15 protein-coding genes are annotated in these 19,350 nt (G+C 42.7%); 6 read left to right on the top strand and 9 right to left on the bottom strand.

What is annotated here, in order from left to right; genetic code table 11:
• Window positions 1–37 precede the first annotated feature (37 nt).
• The 3 genes from ACI4L0_RS03470 to ACI4L0_RS03480 all read right to left on the bottom strand — a co-directional run bounded on the left by ACI4L0_RS03470 (window position 38) and on the right by ACI4L0_RS03480 (window position 4,437).
• Window positions 38–1,948, bottom strand: coding sequence for a RelA/SpoT family protein (locus ACI4L0_RS03470; RefSeq protein ID WP_439798777.1), 1,911 nt, complete (start codon window positions 1,946–1,948; stop codon window positions 38–40).
• A gap of 62 nt (window positions 1,949–2,010) precedes the next feature.
• The gene (locus ACI4L0_RS03475; RefSeq protein ID WP_439798778.1) at window positions 2,011–3,477 is read right to left on the bottom strand and encodes a peptidase U32 family protein; all 1,467 of its coding nucleotides are present in this window, start codon (window positions 3,475–3,477) and stop codon (window positions 2,011–2,013) included.
• Window positions 3,478–3,480: 3 nt separating this feature from the next.
• Complete coding sequence (locus ACI4L0_RS03480) at window positions 3,481–4,437, bottom strand: alpha/beta hydrolase fold domain-containing protein (protein ID WP_439798779.1); 957 nt, start codon at window positions 4,435–4,437, stop codon at window positions 3,481–3,483.
• 48 nt (window positions 4,438–4,485) lie between these two features.
• On the opposite strand from ACI4L0_RS03480, the gene metA reads away from it, so the two are divergent.
• The 5 genes from metA (at window position 4,486) to ACI4L0_RS03505 (ending at window position 10,794) form a co-directional block, all read left to right on the top strand.
• Complete coding sequence (gene metA, locus ACI4L0_RS03485) at window positions 4,486–5,400, top strand: homoserine O-acetyltransferase MetA (protein WP_439798780.1); 915 nt, start codon at window positions 4,486–4,488, stop codon at window positions 5,398–5,400.
• 81 nt (window positions 5,401–5,481) lie between these two features.
• A complete protein-coding gene (locus ACI4L0_RS03490; RefSeq protein ID WP_439798781.1) occupies window positions 5,482–6,699 on the top strand; it encodes a class I SAM-dependent methyltransferase in 1,218 nt (405 codons plus the stop codon).
• 99 nt (window positions 6,700–6,798) lie between these two features.
• The gene (locus ACI4L0_RS03495) at window positions 6,799–8,580 is read left to right on the top strand and encodes a phospho-sugar mutase (RefSeq protein ID WP_439798782.1); all 1,782 of its coding nucleotides are present in this window, start codon (window positions 6,799–6,801) and stop codon (window positions 8,578–8,580) included.
• A 95-nt stretch (window positions 8,581–8,675) separates the two neighbouring features.
• Window positions 8,676–9,314, top strand: a complete 639-nt coding sequence (locus ACI4L0_RS03500; protein WP_439798783.1) for a 3'-5' exonuclease — start codon at window positions 8,676–8,678, stop codon at window positions 9,312–9,314.
• A 124-nt stretch (window positions 9,315–9,438) separates the two neighbouring features.
• Entirely contained in the window at window positions 9,439–10,794 is a 1,356-nt protein-coding gene (locus ACI4L0_RS03505) for an MATE family efflux transporter (RefSeq protein ID WP_439798784.1), read from the top strand.
• A gap of 36 nt (window positions 10,795–10,830) precedes the next feature.
• Here ACI4L0_RS03505 and ACI4L0_RS03510 read toward each other — a convergent pair whose 3' ends face one another.
• The 4 genes from ACI4L0_RS03510 to ACI4L0_RS03525 all read right to left on the bottom strand — a co-directional run bounded on the left by ACI4L0_RS03510 (window position 10,831) and on the right by ACI4L0_RS03525 (window position 15,449).
• A complete protein-coding gene (locus ACI4L0_RS03510) occupies window positions 10,831–11,694 on the bottom strand; it encodes a LysM peptidoglycan-binding domain-containing protein (RefSeq protein WP_439798785.1) in 864 nt (287 codons plus the stop codon).
• Between the two features lie 172 nt (window positions 11,695–11,866).
• Window positions 11,867–12,664 (bottom strand): 4-hydroxy-tetrahydrodipicolinate reductase, encoded by a 798-nt coding sequence (gene dapB / locus ACI4L0_RS03515; RefSeq protein ID WP_439798786.1) that lies wholly within the window; start codon window positions 12,662–12,664, stop codon window positions 11,867–11,869.
• A gap of 71 nt (window positions 12,665–12,735) precedes the next feature.
• Window positions 12,736–14,061 carry an aspartate kinase gene (locus tag ACI4L0_RS03520; protein WP_439798787.1) on the bottom strand — a complete coding sequence of 442 codons (1,326 nt, stop codon included), beginning with the start codon at window positions 14,059–14,061 and terminating at the stop codon, window positions 12,736–12,738.
• Window positions 14,062–14,147: 86 nt separating this feature from the next.
• A complete protein-coding gene (locus ACI4L0_RS03525; RefSeq protein ID WP_439798788.1) occupies window positions 14,148–15,449 on the bottom strand; it encodes a DUF1015 domain-containing protein in 1,302 nt (433 codons plus the stop codon).
• A 174-nt stretch (window positions 15,450–15,623) separates the two neighbouring features.
• On the opposite strand from ACI4L0_RS03525, the gene rpoN reads away from it, so the two are divergent.
• Window positions 15,624–17,048 (top strand): RNA polymerase factor sigma-54, encoded by a 1,425-nt coding sequence (gene rpoN, locus ACI4L0_RS03530; protein WP_439798789.1) that lies wholly within the window; start codon window positions 15,624–15,626, stop codon window positions 17,046–17,048.
• 94 nt (window positions 17,049–17,142) lie between these two features.
• On the opposite strand, the gene ACI4L0_RS03535 is transcribed toward rpoN, so the two are convergent.
• Window positions 17,143–17,433, bottom strand: coding sequence for an HPF/RaiA family ribosome-associated protein (locus ACI4L0_RS03535; protein WP_013702196.1), 291 nt, complete (start codon window positions 17,431–17,433; stop codon window positions 17,143–17,145).
• A 171-nt stretch (window positions 17,434–17,604) separates the two neighbouring features.
• Window positions 17,605–19,269, bottom strand: coding sequence for a Na/Pi cotransporter family protein (locus ACI4L0_RS03540; RefSeq protein ID WP_439798790.1), 1,665 nt, complete (start codon window positions 19,267–19,269; stop codon window positions 17,605–17,607).
• Window positions 19,270–19,350: the final 81 nt, after the last annotated feature.

A 19,350-nucleotide genomic window follows, 5' to 3' on the forward strand; every position in this document is an offset into this window, starting at 1 on the left:
CATAGTATGAAAAAAACAGTATTTATGCAACACGGCATCAGCGCTGCTTTTTATACTGATTTTTTTCAATCTGCTTCTGGCGGGATTTTTCCCTGTTCTGCTCAATAAGGCGGTCTTTTCTTTCCTGCTTTTTGTCAGGAGAAATATCCCATTCAACAGGAATAGAGCGCTCCTGAATTGCAGGAATTCTAAGAAAAGTCAGACAGTCTGCCCGGTGAACAGTTATGCCCCTGTTATGCGAAATATATCCCACGATAGGCTCGCCAGGAACCGGCTTGCAGCACTGCGCAATCGTAACCAAAAAATTTGTGTCGTTTTCTATGCGGATTCTTCCGGTGAAATTCTGCGCCTGCTGTTTTTTCAGTTCAGCCTTGCGTTTCCGTTCTGCGGAATTCTCCTCGGCGATTTTTTTGGAATACAAAGTATTGGCGGCGATTTCCGCTTCTCTTTTTTCAAGCGCATCACGGTCAATAAAAGTCGGATCATTTTCAACAAGCCATGAATGAATTTTCTGGCGCGCCTTGGAAGTTTTTACGGCCTGAAGCTGGCTCTGTGTAGGATGAGCTTTCGGGTTTGTTAAAATTTCAATAATCTGAGTATTCTTCAAAGGCTGGATGAGAGGAATAATTTTTCCATCTGCTTTTGCGCCCACAATTTTTTCGCCGATTCCTGAATGAATTGCATAGGCAAAATCTATTGCATTCGCTCCAGCCGGAAGCTCCTTTACATCGCCCTTTGGAGTAAAAACATATATCGAGTCGCCAAGCAAATCTGTTTTTAATTCCGCAAAAAATTTCTCGTCGCTTAAATCTTCATTCCGAAGAGCGCGCAGCTGATTTATAATGCTCAGCTCCTCAGCTTTCACCAAATCACGGTTTGTCCCCTTTTTATAAAGCCAGTGGGAAGCCACACCGTGTTCCGCAATGCTGTGCATCTCTTGAGTCCGAATCTGAATTTCAAGAGGCTTTCCCTCGCAGATTACTGTAGTATGAAGAGACTGGTAGCCGTTTGCCTTCGGCATTGCAATATAATCCTTGAACCGCCCTTCCATCGGCTTCCAGAGTCCGTGGACAATTCCAACAAGGGTATAACATTCAGACTCTGTATTGCAGATTATTCTCAGAGCAAGCAAATCATAAAGCTCGCCAGGCTCCTTGTTGCGCTTTCTCATCTTCTGGTAAATCGAATAAAAATGCTTGGCTCGGCTGGTTATGTTTACGCTTATTCCGGCTTTTTCAGTGGCTGTATAAATTTTTTTCACCGCATTATTCAAGTATTCGGAACGCTCCGCTTTTTTCTGCGCGACAATAGATTTTATCTGCTGGAAAACTTCCGGGTTCGAATACTTCAGGCTCAAGTCTTCCATCTCGCTCTTTACATCAGACATACCGAGGCGGCTTGCAAGCGGACACCAGATATCTATCACTTCCTTTGCAACGGCACGCTGGGCTTCAGGCAGAACAAATTTCAGATTGCGCATGCGGTCAAGGCGGTCTGCGAGCTTTACAAGAATAACCCTTATATCATCAACCATTGCAAAGAGCATTTTGCGTATGCTGTCTGCCTGGTGAATGGATGTAGAATTTATTTTCAGGCTTGTTATCTTTGCAGTGCCATTGCAAATCACAGCTATCTCCCTGCCGAATTTTTCTTCAATCTCCGGAAGGCAGTTATTGTCAACATCAAGAATATTATGGAAAAGGCCTGCGATAATTGTGTCCGCCCCAAGATTTTTTTCAGCGAGAACTGTCGCCACTCTGAGGGGATGAAGATAATACGGCTTTCCGCATTTCCGTTTCAGTTCGGACGTCTTGGAAATCAGATAATTCCAGGCGCTGCGTATTCGCTCCCATTCTTCCTGCGAATAGTTTTCAGAAAATGTTTTATAAAATGAATCAATTAAAATTTCAGGATTTATTTCAACAACTTCATTTTCTTTTTCTGACATAGGCAAACCCTCAAAAGACTATATCACATTGCAAAGCGATGGTCAAAAGCAATTTTTCAAGGCTATCTTCCAGTGTTCCTGAATTTTCCCTCGATGTAGCCCCTGTCCCTCAGGCGAATCAAAGTTCCCCGGGTGATTTCCGCGCGCGTGTATAAAGCGCAGGGATGTCCATTGCATACCCAGTTGTACACCTCTCCGTTCTGTGGATTCACAAGCTGAAAATCCTCGTCCCAGAAAATTTTCTTGGCGACAATATCAGGCGAAATTATTTCAAGCTCCGAAAATCTGTCTATCATATTCAGAGCCTCAAGGGAATACATTTTAAACCCTTCTTTTTTCTGAACAAATGGAAGATTCAAATCCGGATGCTCCCTGAACCTTTTGTCAGCAGCGGCCTTTGCCTCCGGGCAGAGAAGAAAATATTTTTCATCGCGGATTTTTTTATTCAGCGCAGCCTTTTCAAAAAGCTCATTTTCTTCATCAGGCGAAAAAGGCTCTCCACATTCCGCGGCCAGTTCAAACGGGCTGTCGCTTGCTCCGCTCACAGCAACATCAGCATCGGATTTATTATAGTAGAAACCGGTTGAAAACGGACGGTGGCTGACTTTGTAAAGCTCGTCCACAAAAAGATCCGCCTGGCTCTTGGTAATTTTTCCTTCAAGCGCATCAAGGGCTTTGCGGTAAGCGCGCGTAACAAGGGCAACGTAATAAACACTTTTCATGCGCCCTTCAATTTTCAGAGAATCAACACCGGCTTTTTTTAAATCGTCAAGATGATCTATCATGCACAGATCCTTTGAAGACAAAACCGATGTAAAATTTTCACCTTCGTAAACCGGGAAAAATTCCTCAGGCCGCTTGTGCTCTCGCAGAACAAGATTTCCGCTTTCCGCAATCTGCTTGCTGTCAGAGCCAAGGGAAGCAAGCACATCGTAATCCCAGCGGCATGTGTGACTGCAAAAGCCTTCCTGTGCGCTGCGTCCGTTCAGGTATGCGCTCATAAGACATCTGCCGGCATAGGCAATGCACATGGCTCCATGCACAAAACATTCAATTTCCATATCCGGAACAGCATCCTTTATTTCCGCGATTTCCTTTAAAGAAGCTTCGCGGCCCATTACAACACGGCTGAATCCGAGCCGCCTGTACATCTTTACAGCCTCGCGGTTCATGCAGCTTGCCTGGGTAGAAAGGTGCAGTGCCGCCTGCGGAAATTCACGCTGAAGAAGCGGAACAATTCCAAGATCCTGGACAATAAACGCATCTATAGGATACTGCTTGAAATACGGAATATTTTGAATCAGCCTGTCGATTTCATCATTGTGAAATGCAATGTTGAGCGCGCAGTGCAGTTTTTTTCCGGGGAACTGTTTTTTCAGCCGGCATACTTCCTGGTATTCATTGTCATAAAAATTATCCGCCTTTACACGCAGGGAAAAATTTTTCAGTCCGATATAAGCCGCGTCAGCTCCGTAAATATATCCATATTTCAGTTTTTCAACATTGCCCGCAGGCGAAAGAAGCTCCATTGACTACTCCACAGTCATATTGTTTTCGCGCATAAGCCGCTCACGTTCCTTTATCTCGTCGTCCGAAAGCCCGCTCTGCTTATTTATATAATGCCCGACTTTTTCAACCGCCGAATGTGATTCAAGCAGGAATTCATCAGCCATCTGAAACATAAACATCATTCCCGGCCAGACATCAAGGGTGCATTTTCCGCCTGCATAAAGAACGCGCTGGTTCAAAGTTTCCGCATCCTCAAGAAGAATTTCCTTTTCGCCGCACTGAATATAAACTTCCGGGAAATTTGAAAATTCTTCCTCGGAAGCCTTCAAGGGAGATACCTGAACATTTTCCAGATTGGAAGAATACGTATAAAGTCCTGCGGCATGGCGGATGTCTTCGCTTGAGAGAACTTCATCACGGATTTTTTTGTCGGAAAATTTTTCTCCGCAAAAATTCAGCCACGGGGAAAACAAAACAATCTTAGAAACCATGGAACGCTTTTTTTCCTCGGTTCTGAGCATAAGCCCCATTGCAATGCTCGCTCCGCTTCCATCGGCGGCAAGAATGACCTCGCTGAAATTTTCACTGTCAAGAATTTCGCCCAGCACTTTTTCAACATCTTCCATTGAAGCAGGAAAAGGATATGAAGGAGCCAGCCTGAATTCAGGAACAACAACTTTTGAAGAAGCGGCATTTGCAAGAATAGAACAGAAGCTTCTCCAGCTGTCCCTTGAGCCGCCCACAAAAGAGCCGCCATGGACATAAACAATTACACGGCTGGAGGCGCAAAGTTCCGGCACAAGGACATCGCACTTCACACCGCCGATATTCTTTTCCGACAATTCAACATGGTTTGGAATAAAATCACTTTTAAATTTCTTTTCAAGTTTGCTTCTAAAAATCTCAACTTCATTTTTTGGAGAAAAAACCAAAGCCTTGAGTTTTTTAACCGCAGCCCTTCTGTCAAGCTTAATTTCCATAATTCACAAATTATAGCACATTAAAGGAAAATTTGCTATAATACGCCCATGCCTATAAGAATTGACTCAGATCTTCCTGCAAGAAGCACTCTTGAAAATGAAAATATTTTTGTGATGACAGAGGAACGTGCGGTTTCACAGGATATCCGTCCCCTGAAAATTGCGATTGTAAATTTGATGCCCACCAAGGAAGTTACGGAAACCCAGCTTTTGAGGCTGCTTTCAAACACACCGCTTCAGATTGATATCAGCCTTGTCCAGATGAAAGGCCATGTTTCCAAAAACACAGACAGAACGCATCTTCAGAAATTCTATATGTCCTCAGAGGAAATTTTTCAGCAGAAATTCGACGGCATGATTATAACAGGAGCGCCCGTGGAGCAGCTTCCGTTTGAACAGGTTGACTACTGGAACGAGCTGTGCAAAATCATGGACTATGCAAAAAAAAATGTTTTCTGCACGCTCTATATATGCTGGGGCGCAATGGCGGGGCTTTACCATCTGCATGGAATAAACAAGCACGTCGTGGAAAAAAAATTCTCAGGCATTTTCTACTCAAAGGTTCTGGAGCCGAAGGATCCTCTTATGCGCGGCTTCGATGATTATTTTCCGGTTCCGACTTCGCGCTACACAAAAATTCTCACACAGGACATCGCTGCGAACGAAAGACTTTCGCTTCTGGCATATTCAGAAACAACCGGGGCGATTCTTGCAAAGTCAAAGGACAATAGAAGCATTTTCATGACAGGCCATCTTGAATACGACACAGAAACACTTGCAGAGGAATACAAAAGAGATCAGGAAAAAGGAATAAATCCCTTTATGCCGGAAAATTATTTTACAGACAATGATCCTTCCAAGCCGATAATTTCAAAGTGGAGAAGCACGGCGCATCTTTTTTATTCCAACTGGCTGAACTATTACGTATACCAGGAAACTCCGTACAGATTCACCGGAATCTAACAGGGAGAATTTCAAGCTAAAAATCCCCTGGAAAAATTCAAGGCTCTCCTCAAAAGTTTTTCCTTGTGCTATTATTATCCCATGATTTTTACAGCGGTATTGTCAAAGCCTTCAAAAAACTGCGCTGAAATTTTGGGCAGGGCTTACATAAAAGTGCGAATCTGGAAAAACACATCACTTCCTATAAAAAAACAAAATGAATTCCACGCCGAATTCTTTACAGACAAGCAGGCGTTTCAAAAAAATTTCTCGCTCGAGCAAGTTCAGGAATTCATAGAAAAGCACGCGGGCACAACTTTTAAAAACTGCATTGTAAGAACCGAAACAGAAGAAATCACAACAATGGCAAACAAAAGAGGCGAAATAAAAACATTCACAAAAAAAATAAGCGGCTGTCCGCAAGAGCCGAAATTCACAGGCAGCTTCAACCGCGTAAAGCAGCACATTCTTCAGGAAGGAACTCCTGTGCCGTTTTTAATAGAGCTTGGAATCATGACCAGAGAAGGAAAAGTTGTGGCGCAGAAATATGATAAATTCCGGCAGATAAACAGATTCCTTGAATTCATCGACGATGTGACAGAAAGCGTTGAATTTCTGAACAGCACTCCGTACACCGCAGAAAATCCGCTTCAAATCATAGACTTCGGCTCGGGAAAATCCTATCTTACATTTGCAATTCAGCACTTTTTTTCGGAAGTAAAAAAAATACCGGCAAGCATAACCGGACTTGATTTAAAGGAAGACGTGATTCAAAACTGCGCGAAACTTGCAGACAAGCTTGGCTGCGCAAACATGGAATTCAAGGTGGGAAACATTGCCGATTACAAATCTGAAAAAAAAACAGACATAGTGGTTTCGCTCCATGCATGCGACACTGCAACGGACTTTGCGCTCGACTATGCCGTGAAGCATAACGCAAAGGCAATTTTTTCAGTTCCCTGCTGCCAGCACGAAATAAACATGCAGCTTGAAAAAATCAAGCCGGACAGCAAAAGCCCGTTCGCTTCCATAATGAAATACGGAATTCTAAGAGAAAGATTTTCCGCGCTTGCAACCGATGCAATCCGGGCAGAGCTTCTTGAGCAAAACGGCTACACTGTCCAGCTTTTGGAATTTATCGACATGAGCCACACACCAAAGAACATTCTAATCAGAGCCGTAAAAAACCAGGGAAAAAAATCTGAAGCGCAAACAGAAGCTTCAAAATGCAGAATGAACAGCCTGATTGAACAGCTCGGATGCTCCCAGACACTGGAAAAAATTTTCCACAGCCAGCCACATATTGAAAGGGGACTATAGCAAAAAAAAGGCAACTGTGCTAGACTCGTTTCGGTGAGCCTCTAAAAACGCCGTTTTTTAAGGTTCCCTTCATTCTTATAAAAAAGGAAGTAAACATTTATGGAAGAGAAAGAAATCCTTGAAAGAGCTGCAAAATATATTGCAGAGGAAAAAGACAGTTTCTTCCGCAAGGAAGTTGAGGACTTAGTCGCAAAAAAAGATATTAAAGAACTGGAAGACCGTTTTTATCAGAGCCTAGAATTTGGAACAGGCGGACTGCGCGGTGTAATGGGCGGCGGAACAAACCGCATGAACACACTGAACATTTCAAAAGCGACACAGGGACTTGCAAACTATCTTATCAAGGCTTTCCCTGAGGAAGCAAAAAACGGAACGCTCAGCGCATGCGTTGCCTACGACAGCAGAAACAACCACGATAAATTTTCAGACATCACAGCAAGAGTATTTGCCGCAAACGGAATAAAGGCATACCTTTTCACTTCACTCCGCCCTACTCCGGAGCTTTCCTATGCAATAAGAATTCTCGGATGCAAAACAGGCGTTGTCGTAACTGCAAGCCACAATCCGCCGCAGTACAACGGCTACAAGGCATACTGGGATGACGGAGCGCAGGTTGTAGAGCCGCATGACAAGGGAATCATCGACGAAGTAAATGCCGTTACAGAAGTAAAGCTCATCGAAAAGGACGAAGCTGTAAAGGCCGGAAAAATTATTTTAATCGACAAGGAAATCGATGACAAATTCCAGGCAATGATAAAGGCAAATCTTTACCGCCCGGAGCTTATAAAAGAAAAGGCAAGCAGCGTAAAAGTTGTATACACACCTCTCCACGGAACAGGCGCAATGCATGTTGAAAAAGTTCTTGGCGATCTCGGCCTGAATGTAATCACAGTTCCAGAGCAGCGTGAAGGAAACGGAGAATTCCCGACAGTTGAAAAGCCGAACCCAGAGGAAGCTCCTGCACTCAAAATGGCAGTGGAGCTGGCTGAAAAAGAAAAAGCTGATGTTGTAATGGCAACAGACCCTGACGCAGACAGATTCGGAACTGCATTCCCTGACAAAAACGGAAAATACGTTCTTGTTTCAGGAAATCAAATGGGCGCGCTTCTTGCAGATTACGTTCTGCTTTCAAAAAAGGAATTCAACAAGATGCCTGCAAAGCCGGTTCTTATCCGCTCTATTGTAACTTCGCCGTTTGTAGACTCAATCGCAAAAAAATACAATGTCGCTGTAAAGGAATGTCTTACAGGATTCAAGTGGATTGCCTATGACGAAGGCCAGATGGAAAAAGACGGAAGCGGAAACTATGTGTTCGGACTTGAAGAAAGCTACGGCTATCTTGTGGAAACAGAAGTGCGCGACAAAGACGGAATTTCCGCAGCGGCAATGTGCGCAGAAATGACATTGTACTGGGCAAGCAAGGGCAAATCTCTTCTTGAGCACCTGAACGATATGTACAAGGAATTCGGGCTTTTTGAAGACAGAGCAATCAGCAAATACTTCCCGGGAGTGCAGGGACCGAAAATAATGAACGGAATCATGGCAAATCTCCGCACAAACGGACTTCCTACCCTCGGCGGTAAAAAAGTTGTAAGAATCAGAGATATCCAGCAGCAAGTTGCCTTTGATCCTGCAAATCCGGCCGAAAAGGAAAATCTTCCGTGGCCAAAGAGCAATGTTCTTCAGTTCATTCTTGAAGGAGGAACTATTGTCAGCGCACGTCCAAGCGGAACAGAGCCAAAAATAAAATTCTACATCAACAGCACTGTTCCTGTTTCTGAAAAAACAGACGAAGCTCTGGAGAAAGCAAAAGAAGAAGCCGACAAGCTCTGTGAAGCTATCTCTTCAGAAATCAATGCAATCTTGAACGCAGCAGGCTGAGTCAATTATACTTCGGTGCAGGGCATCGGGGTATAAAAATTTCCGTAAAAACAATATGGCATCTGCGGTTTTCTGCGGATGCCTTTTTAAAAACTATGGCATTTAAAATTTTTAACAGCTTTAAAAATCTTGCAAAAGAATTTTATTCAGGAAAAACTTTTGTAGCGTTTGACACAGAAACTACAGGATTAAAATCAGAAAAAGAATTTATCATAGAAATAGGCGCAGTTAAATTCAACCATAGCGGAATAATCGGAGCCCCCTTTGATATTCTGATAAAGCCGCCGCTGGAACTTCCAGATTTCATAAAAGACCTTACGCATATTACCGACGAAATGCTTTCATGCTGCCCCAGTGCAAAAGATGCTGTTCCGGAATTTCTGGATTTTATCGGAGGAAAGCAAACAATACTGGTTGCCCACAATGCGAAATTTGATCTTTGCTTTATAAATTCCGAGCTGAAAAGATTCAATCATCCAGAGCTTCCAAACACATGCATAGATACGCTTGCCGCCGCACGATGGGCATACCCTGATTTTATAAACGAAACAGAAAAAGGCCAGTACAAACTTCAGAGCCTGGCAAAGCGTTTTAACATAGAAGCAAAAGCCGCTCACAGGGCAAACGATGACGCGCGCCTGTGCATGGAAATTTTCAAGAGAATAATAGCTGACACAATGGACAGGCAGGTAAATTTCAAGCTTCCCAAAGCACAGCTGGAACTGAAATTTTAAGAGCCGCCGGGAAGCTAAAAAAAAGCAATGTGATAAGCACGCAATTCAATTTTCCGCAGCAACAATGAGAATTTGAATTTCTGCGGCGATTGATAAAAAAATTAATTTACTATAACATTACTGAATGTCAATAAATACAAAAGAAAATAAAATGGGAGCAATGCCTGTAACAAGGCTTCTTGTAAATATGTCGCTCCCTATAATGCTTTCAATGCTGGTAATGGCATGCTACAATGTTGTTGACAGTGTTTTTGTTGCCCAAATAAACGAAGATGCGCTGACCGCAATTTCACTTGCATTCCCCGTCCAGACACTGATGATTGCAGTTGGAATAGGCACTGCGATTGGAGCAAATGCGCTTCTTGCAATGAAGCTCGGGCAAAAAGACAAAGAGTCTGTAAACAGCATCGCCATGAACGGACTGTTTCTTTCGCTTTGCAGCTTTGTGCTGTTCTTTATTCTGGGAGTCTTTTTTATCAGACCTTATCTTGAAACCCAGAAAATAACGCCCCGGATTATTTACTACGGGGAATCCTATCTGAAAATCATAACAATGGCATCCTTTGCGCACTTTATTGCAACAATGTCAGACAGGCTTCTCCAGGCCACCGGAAGAACTTTTTACACAATGATTACACAGCTGTCAGGAGCAATCACAAACATAATTCTTGACCCGCTGATGATTTTTGGAATCGGGCCTTTTCCGCGGATGGAAATGGAGGGCGCAGCATGGGCAACAGTAATAGGGCAAATTGTTTCAGCACTGGTATCGCTGTATTTCAATCTCAAAAAAAATCCTGACATTGAATTCAGACTCAGAAAATTCAGACCAAATCCGCTCATAATTTTTCAAATCTACAAAATAGGAATTCCTTCAATTATCATGCAGTCCATAAATTCAGTTACAACCTATGGAATGAATTTGATTTTAGGAAATTTCACGCCGACTGCGATCGCGGTCTACGGAGTTTACTTCAAGCTGAACAGTTTTATTTTCATGCCGGTGTTCGGGCTTACAACTGGAATGGTTCCTATTGTTTCCTATAACTACGGAGCGGAAAATTCAGAGCGGATAAAGAAAACAGTGAAGGCAACTATTTTTATTGCCATTTCTATTATGATGTTTGGAATTGCGATTTTTGAATTTTTCCCAAGTGAGCTTTTGATGCTGTTCAAGGCAAGCGAGCAGATGCTTTCCATTGGATGCACGGCAATGAGAATAATCGCGCCCAGCTTTTTCGGAGCCGCCATTTCAATTACGCTCGGCGCAGCATTCCAGGCGCTTGGAAAATCCTTCCTGAGCATGACGGTGTCCTTTGTGCGCCAGCTGATTGTCCTGCTTCCCGTGGCAAAACTTTTTTCAAATACTGGAAAACTCGAAAATGTCTGGTTCTGCTTTCTTGTCGCTGAAATTTTCGCAATAGGACTTTCGCTGTTTTTTATGCAGAGAATAAGAAAAACGGTGCTTGCTAAATTTTAAAGTTACAGGCGCAAAATTTTCACAACCCTGCGAGGGCTATCCGCGAGGAGCCTTTGCAGGATCAATGGGACTTGATTTTTGAAACACCATAAGGCAAATCTGCGTGGTGCCTTTTATACTGTCAGTTCCAGCCGTTCCCAGGGAATCGCCGAAAACAACATAATCGCCTTTTTTAACTTTTATGGAAGCAAGCCCTGAGTAAACATAAATATGCCCTGTTTTTGCCTGAACAAAAATCACCTGCCCATAGCCGCGGTAATTTCCAACATACATAACAGTTCCTGCACGAATCGCGGTCACGGTTTCATTTTTCTGCGCGCTCAGCTGCACACCGCTCACTTTTCCGTTTATATATGTAACTTCAGGATTCTTTACAGGCCATGCCAAAGTTGAATCCCCTTTCTTTTCGGAATATTTCCGCGGATCACTTTCAGGAAGACTTGGCAGCGAGGCGGAAGTATCTACAATAGTAACAGGGATTTTCAGCCGCTGTCCGGCCTTTAAAACTGTGTCAGAATCAAAATTATTCAGGGACTTCAGCTCGTCAACAGAAATTCCATTCACCTTTGCAATTCTATAGAAAGTGTCGCCTTTCTGAACTGTATATGTATCAAATTTTCTTTCAGAATTGGAAGAAACAGAAGTCTGGGTTTCCTTTTTGGTTTCCTCGGATTTTCCGGGAATTGAAAGCTTCTGTCCGACTTTTAAAACATCGTTTACAGTAAGATTATTTACAACGCAAAGCTGCTCCACAGAAATTCCGTATTTCCGGCTGATTGAATAATACGTTTCTCCCTTTTCAACTGTGTGAATTTCTGCAAAGGAAAAACAGACAGTCAAAAAGGCAAGCGGAAGAATCAAAAATCTTTTTATATTTTTCAAATATATAGCTATAATCATACCGTTAATTTATCGGCTGATTTACAGAAAAAATTAGAAAATCTATAAAAATTCAGCCGCTGAATTTTCTACTGGCAGACACTGAACAATCCGGCTGCGGACTATCCAGTATTTGCACCGACATCTGCTGTTTTTCAGTATTCCAGAAAAACACAAAAAAAACAGTATTTTTCTAAGCTTTAAACAGCTGCGGAAAAACATCATTCATGCCGTACAATGCGCCGGCTGACAGCTCTCCGCTTTTCAGCATTGCACATAAATTCTCCAAAGCATGAACAGCTCCATTCGCAAGTCCATGCCGGCTTCTTGCTGTATGGGAAATTTCAATCGTATCAGCCTCGCAGTCAAAAAACACTTTGTGAGTTCCAGGAACAGAGCCGCACCGGGTAGAAGAAACGTGCAGCTGATTCGGCTTTGGCCGCTCCTTGAATTCATCGGTAACTATTGAATCCTTGCGTTTAAATTCAGAAAGCAGATGGTTTGCAATTTCAAGCGCAGTTCCTGAAGGGCTGTCTGCCTTTTGATTATGATGCATTTCCCAGATAGCGGCATCGTATTCAGAAAAATTATTCACAAGCCGGGAAGCTTCTTCAACAATCTTATAGAGAATAGCAACACCAATAGAAAAATTCGCGGTTGTCATTATTGTGCCGCCACATTCTTGCGCAAGAGAAGCGACCTCCTGTTTTTTTTCATTCCAGCCTGTAGTTCCCACGACCATAGGAATTTTCAAAGGAAGAAGAACCTTTATGTTTTCCATCACAGAAGAAGGATGGGTGAATTCTATTATTCCCTCGGCACCGCTGGAAACAACAGCATCTGCAAGCGCACGGGAATCTCCCGATGGAATTTTTATTCCTGCATCAGGCGCAAAAGGATCAATCGTAGCAACAACCGAATGTCCAAAGGCAACGGCGGACTGCTCCAGCATGTGCCCCATTTTTCCATATCCAACCAAAGCTATTTTCATATCAAACCTCCAAAACAAACTTAGGAAAACGCTCATTAAAAGCCGCAGCGATTAATCAGCGTTTCAGAAAACTACGAAAAAAGAACAGAGTGAATAACTTCAACAGTTTTATCAGCCTGCTCCGTATCAACAAGCATGCTTATATTAACCTTGCTTGCTCCCTGGCTTATCATCTGGACATTTATATTATTCTTTGAAAGTCCGGAAAATGCCTTGGAAATTATCACGCTTGACCTTGAAGCGTCACAAATTATTGTAACAATCGCTTTCTGTGTTTTTATATTCACATCAGCCACCCGCTTCAAATCTTCAATAAGCCCGGTCAAATCAGTTTTGCCGTTAACAGTCAAACTGACAGAAACCTCCGAAGTTGCAATCACATCAATGCTTATATTCCACTTTAAAAACTGATTGAAAATATGGGCAAGGAATCCAGCTGCGCCGAGCATCCGGCTTGACTGAATATCTATAAGCGTTACATTTTTTACTTTTGTTATGGCAGTTACAAGAGGTCTTGTTCCGCTGTGCTCCTCAACAATAAGAGTGCCGCGGCTTTTTATATTGTAGCTGTTTTTTACGCGGACAGGAGTTCCTGTTTTTCTGCATGGAATCATACTGCGCGGATGAAGAACCTGGCTTCCAAAAATTGCAAGCTCCTGGGCTTCCTCATAAGTCACTTCTTCAACAGGGCGGGCTTCCTTTACAATGCGCGGATCAGTCGTCATGATTCCGTCAACGTCCTTCCAAGTCTGAATTTCTTCAGCACGCATCGCAGCACCGATCATTGTAGCGCTCAAGTCGCTTCCTCCGCGTCCAAGAGTTGTTATTATGCCGTTTTTATCTTTTGCAATGAATCCCGTAACAATCGGAATTTCATCAGACAATCCGTTTTTATATCCGTCAAGATGTTTTGGAATATTTTCCCACACTTCATCCAGAAGCTCGGCGGCCATGTAATTTGAATCACTCACAAAGCCAATATCCCAGGAATCAAAAGCCTTCGCTTCAGTGCCAAGCAAAGAAAGATACGAAGCCATCATGCGGACGGACATTCGCTCTCCAAAAGAAACAAGATAATCCCTTGTGCGCTTTGTAAGCTCATGAAGCATACTTATTCCGGTAAGCAGAGTTTTTAGCTCGCCAAGCAGCTCCGTTATTTCCGGAACTGAAATGCCAAGCTCCTTTTCTGTTTCAAGATGAAGCCGCTCAATTTTTTCTATATCAACAGTTCCCTTCACAGCCATATCGGCCGCCTCAAGAAGATGATCCGTTGTATCTCCCATTGCGCTTAAAACAACAACGGGCCGCTCTTTTTTATATGTCTGGATTATTCCAGCAACATGCTTGATGCGGTCAGCATTCGCAACCGAACTTCCGCCGAATTTCATTACAATCATAGCAGCAATTATACTTAACGGTGATATGAAAGTCTATAATTTGCAAGCTTTATTCGTGTGCCCGGCTGCGAGTCTCTGGCGGGTTTTCAGGAATTTCCGAAAAGCTTTCTACATTCAAGGTAGAACCTTTTTTCGCTTGCCTCCCCCATGCTGAAACTTTTTCTCGGCAAAGCCCCGAATTTATCTATTGTTTCAAAGAAAGAATCTTTTGCTACAGGCGGAAAAAGAAGCGCAGTCGCATTTTCCTGAGCACCGAGCCTGAAAACTTCGTCCGTGCCGTGGATATAATCAATGCCGCAGTTTTCACATCCGCTTATAAACTCATCAAGCAGCGGCTGAATCCGGCACACGGCAAGTTCCCTGAGATCAGTTTTCATTCTGAAATATCTCTGCTTTCCGTTTTCCAAAAAAACAAATCCAATGTCCGCCTTGGAATTCTTTACTGCGTTTTCAAGCGAATCTGAATTCTGCTCCTCCACAGCCTGGCCGCCGCAGTTTTCAGTTAAAAACGAAATAAGCTTAAAGGCATCACAGTTAAAAATCACACGGTGAATCGGCTCAAATGTCAGGCCGGAATCATATATATTCACAATTTCAACAAGAGCATAGCGTGCACGCATGTCAGGCGAACCGTTGTTCCGGCAGTCGTCCCAAACAGCCTTTGCAGCAGCAAGCGAATGATTTCCGTCGCCAACCGCAAACAAAAAAGGATTTCCAGAAGAATCAGAATTCCTAAGCTTTAATTTTTCAAGCGCATGGAACATTTTTTCAAGAGCGTTTTCAGACTTTACTGCCCAGCCGGAAATATGCCCGGAATTCATCATCAAGTCTCCGTCATATAAAGGCTGATTTTTTTTAGCCTCTTCTCCAACCTGCTCCACAAGCAAATGCTCAGGGTCGTTCACCAAAAGCATTATGTGCGGAATTTCCACAGGCGCATTTTTTCTGATATTTTTCCGCACTGGAATTCTTTCTGAAATTGTAGCTTCCGTTGCGCGTATCAGGCTTTTTGAAAAAGGCTTCCAGTCATACTGCTCCAAGTCAATGGCCGCAATCAGACCTCGCCTGACTCTGCCATACCGGGTTTTACGCTCAACGTACACACATTCTTTTTCAGGCGAATCAAAAATTCCGTTTTCAAGATAAGCGTTCATGGAGATGCGTATATCTTTCAGGCGGCTTTCCATATCAGGCGAAGAAAGAAAAATTTCAGGGAGCACCAGGTGAAGTGACGAAGGGGCATCCCCGACAGTTTCCGCGACTTTTTTCCAATAGTCAAAATCCTGCGTATACTGATCACAGGCCACAACACACCAGGTTTCCAAGTTTTTATTCCTGGGCAAAAGAATTTCAGGAATTTGCAATCCAAACTGATCAAACTGTTTCATGCAAAAAGTATACTGTGATTCTTGCGTTTGCGCTAGCATTCGGAATTCAAAGTTGAATTAAAAAAAAATTGAAGCTATAATGAAAATCTCAGAAAACTTCAGTCTAAAGGCAGCTCCTAAAAATGCACCGCTTCAAGCCGTGCAATTACTAAAACCCGCAGGAATCTTAAAACAATGACAGGATTCGGATTACAGCAAAGACAGCGCGCATCTCAGATTCAAAGAATATGCCAAAAGCAAATTCAGGCTCTGAAATTTCTTGCCATGGACTCCAAGAATTTGACAGAAGAAATATACAAGGCCGCAGAAGAAAATCCTGCGCTTGTCATTACAAAAAACCGAAGTTCATGGGACAGAACAAAAACCGCAGTTCCCACAGCAAGCGGCATGGCAGCCAGCGAAAATTTTCAGGCCGCTCTTGAATCAAAGGCAGACGAGCGTGAATCACTTCAAGACCATCTGCTCGGCCAGCTGAATTCAATGCGCCTTAGTGAAACAGAAAAATCACTGTGTGAAAAACTGATTTTCAACCTTGACTCAAAAGGCTTTCATATTTTAGCTCCGATTTCGCTTCTTGATAAAAAAGACAAACTGCAAACTCCCGGACTTCTTGAAAAATGCATTGAAACAGTGCGCCAGCTTGAACCATCAGGAATTTGCGTTGTAAACACTGAAGAAAGCCTGCTTGTACAGGCGCGACAAAGGGAAAATGCCCCGCCGCTTGCGCTTTTTATTTTGAACGGAAGGTTTAATTTTCTTGATCCCCCGTATCCTGAAAAAATCCTTCAAAAAATAAAAGCCTTCATTGCAAAGCAAAAAAAACTTTTCGCGGATTCCAATGCCGAAGAATATTCCACCCTGAATCCCACATTGCGGAGCGTAGAGGAAGCCCTTGGTTTTATCAGAACGCTGGATCCTCTGCCGGCACGGAATTTCAGCAGCGGCGAAATTCATTTTATAGCCCCTGACGTTTACATAGAAAAAATTTCCGGCATGGCACAGCAAAATCAGCTGGAGGAAAACACAGTTTCAGGATCGGGCGGGCTTTGGAAAATTCGGCTTGCGCAGGAAAACATTCCGCAGATTTCCCTGAATCCCGAATTTATGCAGCTGGCGGAAAACAAAAACCAGAACTCAATGGAAGAGGAACTGAGGAAGGCAAAGGAATTTATTGGAATGTTGGAATTCAGGCAGGGAACACTTTTACGGGCCTGTATAGAAATCGCAAAAATCCAAACTGATTTTTTACTGCGCGGACCGGGAAATTTAGTTCCGCTGCGGCAAAAGGATATTGCAGACAAACTTTCAGTTCACGAAACGACAATTTCCCGCATAGCAAACAGCAAATTCATCCAGTGCGAATGGGGCCTCTTTGACCTAAAGTTTTTTTTCACAAATGCGGCAAGCTCAAAAAATAAAAATATAAGCAAAGACAAAGCGATGTCGGAACTGAAAAAACTTTTAAATTCATCATCAGGAAAAAAAATGAGCGACCAGAAACTGTCAGAGGAGCTGGAAAAATCGGGAATAAAAATAGCGCGCAGAACAGTCGCAAAATACAGAAACAAGCTTTGCATAGAATCTTCCTACAACAGATGAGCAAGAAAAATTCATTGCAAAAAAAATGCTGATTAACACTTAAAGGTTAACCAGCATTTTTCCAAAACCAGAAAAAACTAAAAATCCCCGGGGATTATTTTTTCTCCTGAACCTTGTCTTTTTCTTTCTTGATTTTTGTATCAAGAACATCCATCATTTTATTAAGAGCAGCTGCAAAATCAAAATCATCGCCGGTAACATGGGCATTGCCACCCCATCTGAAATTAACAGTTGTATCAAAATAAAATTTTTTATCTTCTTTTACATGCATAATTAAATCTACGATGAGATTTTCAGCATAGCTTATACGCTCCAGTTTTTTGTTGATAAGCGCAGTCTGATCCGAATCCAAAGTAAATCCCTGTGCAGATATTGATTTTGTCATATTTTTTCTCCTGATAATATATTTAAATTCCGTGACAAACTGCCACTGCAATCTTTTTAGACTACTTTAATAGTATACTATGATATTTTTCAAAAAGCAAAGAAAAGTTTAAAAAGCCAGCCAAATTCAAAAAGCCGCCTGAACAACAGGTGCAACAGCTTAGCGACGGTTTTATTTTGTAAGAGCCAGCTGTTCCGCAATGTTAAAGCAGCGGTCTCCAATTTTTTCTATCTGGCGAACCAAATCCATGTACAAAAGCTCGGCCTTTACATTTGCGCCGTCCTCAAGGCGTTTCCTTGCAACTTTCTTCAAGGCCTTTCTCTCTGCGTCAATCTGCGACTCAAGCTCATTTGCAAATTCAAGCTGCTCTCTTGAAAGCGCCTTGTTTATATTCTTATAAATAAACTGAAGCAGCTGGCGCGCAAGCTCAAGATACGGAATCAGCCGGTCAAAATCCTCTTTTTTGAACACATAATGTTTTTCTGTTATACGCTTCAAGTAAACCCCGATGCTCAGACAGTCATCAGACATAGACTCCAGCTCGCCGGTGATTGAAATCATAACATTGATATTTTCCCGAAGCTTATCATCAACATCAAGCTGAGCGCATTTCAAAAGGTACTTTGTAAGCTGTTCCTGCATCTGGTCAAGATAATCTTCTTCCTTGACAAGATTTTCGTAGTGATCCACCACAAAACGCCCGGAAATATCCGTAAGCCCATACTGCAAACGGTCAAACATCTGCACGGAAATATCAGCCATGCGCCGCACTTCCATCTGCGCCGAAACCACCGGAATAGTCGGAGATTCATGGGCAGCACGCTCTGGAAATTCAAATTTATATATCGAAGGAAGCGCAGTTTTGTCGTCTTTTACAATGAAATGCGTAAGCCTGCACAGAGGATTTATAAACGGAATAAAACAAAGAGCGCCTATTATATTAAACAGGGAATGAAGCATTGCAATGTGCATCGTTATATTGTCATAGACATTTCCCGGAACAATAAAATCGACCAGCCGCGTAAACGGCCCGATGCAAATCAGCGCAGCCACAGCCGTAAATGAATTGAACAGAACATGAACAAGCATCGTCCGCACAGCATTTGCGTTCGCGCCAAAGGAAGCCATAATTGAATCTATAGTTGACCCGACATTGCTTCCTATTATAATCGCCGCGGAAAATTCCCAGGTAAGAATATGGTTGTATGCCATTGTAATTACAATAGCCGTCATAGCAGAGGACGAATGAATCAGAGCAGTCACAAGAATTCCAATCACAAAGGCAATAAGATAACTTGCAACCCCCTTGTCCTGCAACGCTGGAAGAAATCCCATCATGTCTGAATTCAGGGAAATCGCGCTTGAAAGCCACTGGAGCGCAATAAAAAGAATTCCAAAGCCCATAATCGCATGACCAAGCCCCGGATTCCGTATTTTCTTTACAATGGTAAAAAGGTAGCCGATTCCAAAAATCGGAATGGCAAAAGCTGAAATTTCAAAGCCGAATCCAAATATCGCTACAATCCACGCTGTTATCGTTGTTCCGACATTTGCTCCAAGAATAACCGCAATAGATTTGCTCAGTTCTATAAGACCCGCATTCACAAAGGAAACAACCATTACAGTTGTCGCGCCGGATGACTGTATTATCATAGTCAAAAAACAGCCTGTAAAAAATCCGGTGAAACGGTTTCCAGTCATAAAATGAAGAGCAGCCTGCAATTTGTCACCTGCAGACTTCTGGATTCCATCGCTCATCATTTTCATTCCAAAAAGAAGAAAACAAAGGCTGCCAAAGAACTGAAGGAAAATAGACAATATACTAGAAATGCTCATAATATAATTATACAGAAAAACAGCATGAGTTTAAAGCAAAACACATAAGGTAAGCTGAAAAAATCACTGGCTCAAGCTTCC

Source organism: Treponema sp., assembly GCF_051883275.1.
Taxonomy (GTDB): Bacteria; Spirochaetota; Spirochaetia; order Treponematales; family Treponemataceae; genus Treponema_D.

What these genes read in the sequence shown, in the direction of transcription:
- ACI4L0_RS03470 (WP_439798777.1), bottom strand. Translation starts at nt 1,948, where the DNA reads ATGTCAGAAAAAGAAAATGAAGTTGTTGAAATAAATCCTGAAATTTTA.
- ACI4L0_RS03475 (WP_439798778.1), bottom strand. Translation starts at nt 3,477, where the DNA reads ATGGAGCTTCTTTCGCCTGCGGGCAATGTTGAAAAACTGAAATATGGA.
- ACI4L0_RS03480 (WP_439798779.1), bottom strand. Translation starts at nt 4,437, where the DNA reads ATGGAAATTAAGCTTGACAGAAGGGCTGCGGTTAAAAAACTCAAGGCT.
- metA (WP_439798780.1), top strand. Translation starts at nt 4,486, where the DNA reads ATGCCTATAAGAATTGACTCAGATCTTCCTGCAAGAAGCACTCTTGAA.
- ACI4L0_RS03490 (WP_439798781.1), top strand. Translation starts at nt 5,482, where the DNA reads ATGATTTTTACAGCGGTATTGTCAAAGCCTTCAAAAAACTGCGCTGAA.
- ACI4L0_RS03495 (WP_439798782.1), top strand. Translation starts at nt 6,799, where the DNA reads ATGGAAGAGAAAGAAATCCTTGAAAGAGCTGCAAAATATATTGCAGAG.
- ACI4L0_RS03500 (WP_439798783.1), top strand. Translation starts at nt 8,676, where the DNA reads ATGGCATTTAAAATTTTTAACAGCTTTAAAAATCTTGCAAAAGAATTT.
- ACI4L0_RS03505 (WP_439798784.1), top strand. Translation starts at nt 9,439, where the DNA reads ATGTCAATAAATACAAAAGAAAATAAAATGGGAGCAATGCCTGTAACA.
- ACI4L0_RS03510 (WP_439798785.1), bottom strand. Translation starts at nt 11,694, where the DNA reads ATGATTATAGCTATATATTTGAAAAATATAAAAAGATTTTTGATTCTT.
- dapB (WP_439798786.1), bottom strand. Translation starts at nt 12,664, where the DNA reads ATGAAAATAGCTTTGGTTGGATATGGAAAAATGGGGCACATGCTGGAG.
- ACI4L0_RS03520 (WP_439798787.1), bottom strand. Translation starts at nt 14,061, where the DNA reads ATGATTGTAATGAAATTCGGCGGAAGTTCGGTTGCGAATGCTGACCGC.
- ACI4L0_RS03525 (WP_439798788.1), bottom strand. Translation starts at nt 15,449, where the DNA reads ATGAAACAGTTTGATCAGTTTGGATTGCAAATTCCTGAAATTCTTTTG.
- rpoN (WP_439798789.1), top strand. Translation starts at nt 15,624, where the DNA reads ATGACAGGATTCGGATTACAGCAAAGACAGCGCGCATCTCAGATTCAA.
- ACI4L0_RS03535 (WP_013702196.1), bottom strand. Translation starts at nt 17,433, where the DNA reads ATGACAAAATCAATATCTGCACAGGGATTTACTTTGGATTCGGATCAG.
- ACI4L0_RS03540 (WP_439798790.1), bottom strand. Translation starts at nt 19,269, where the DNA reads ATGAGCATTTCTAGTATATTGTCTATTTTCCTTCAGTTCTTTGGCAGC.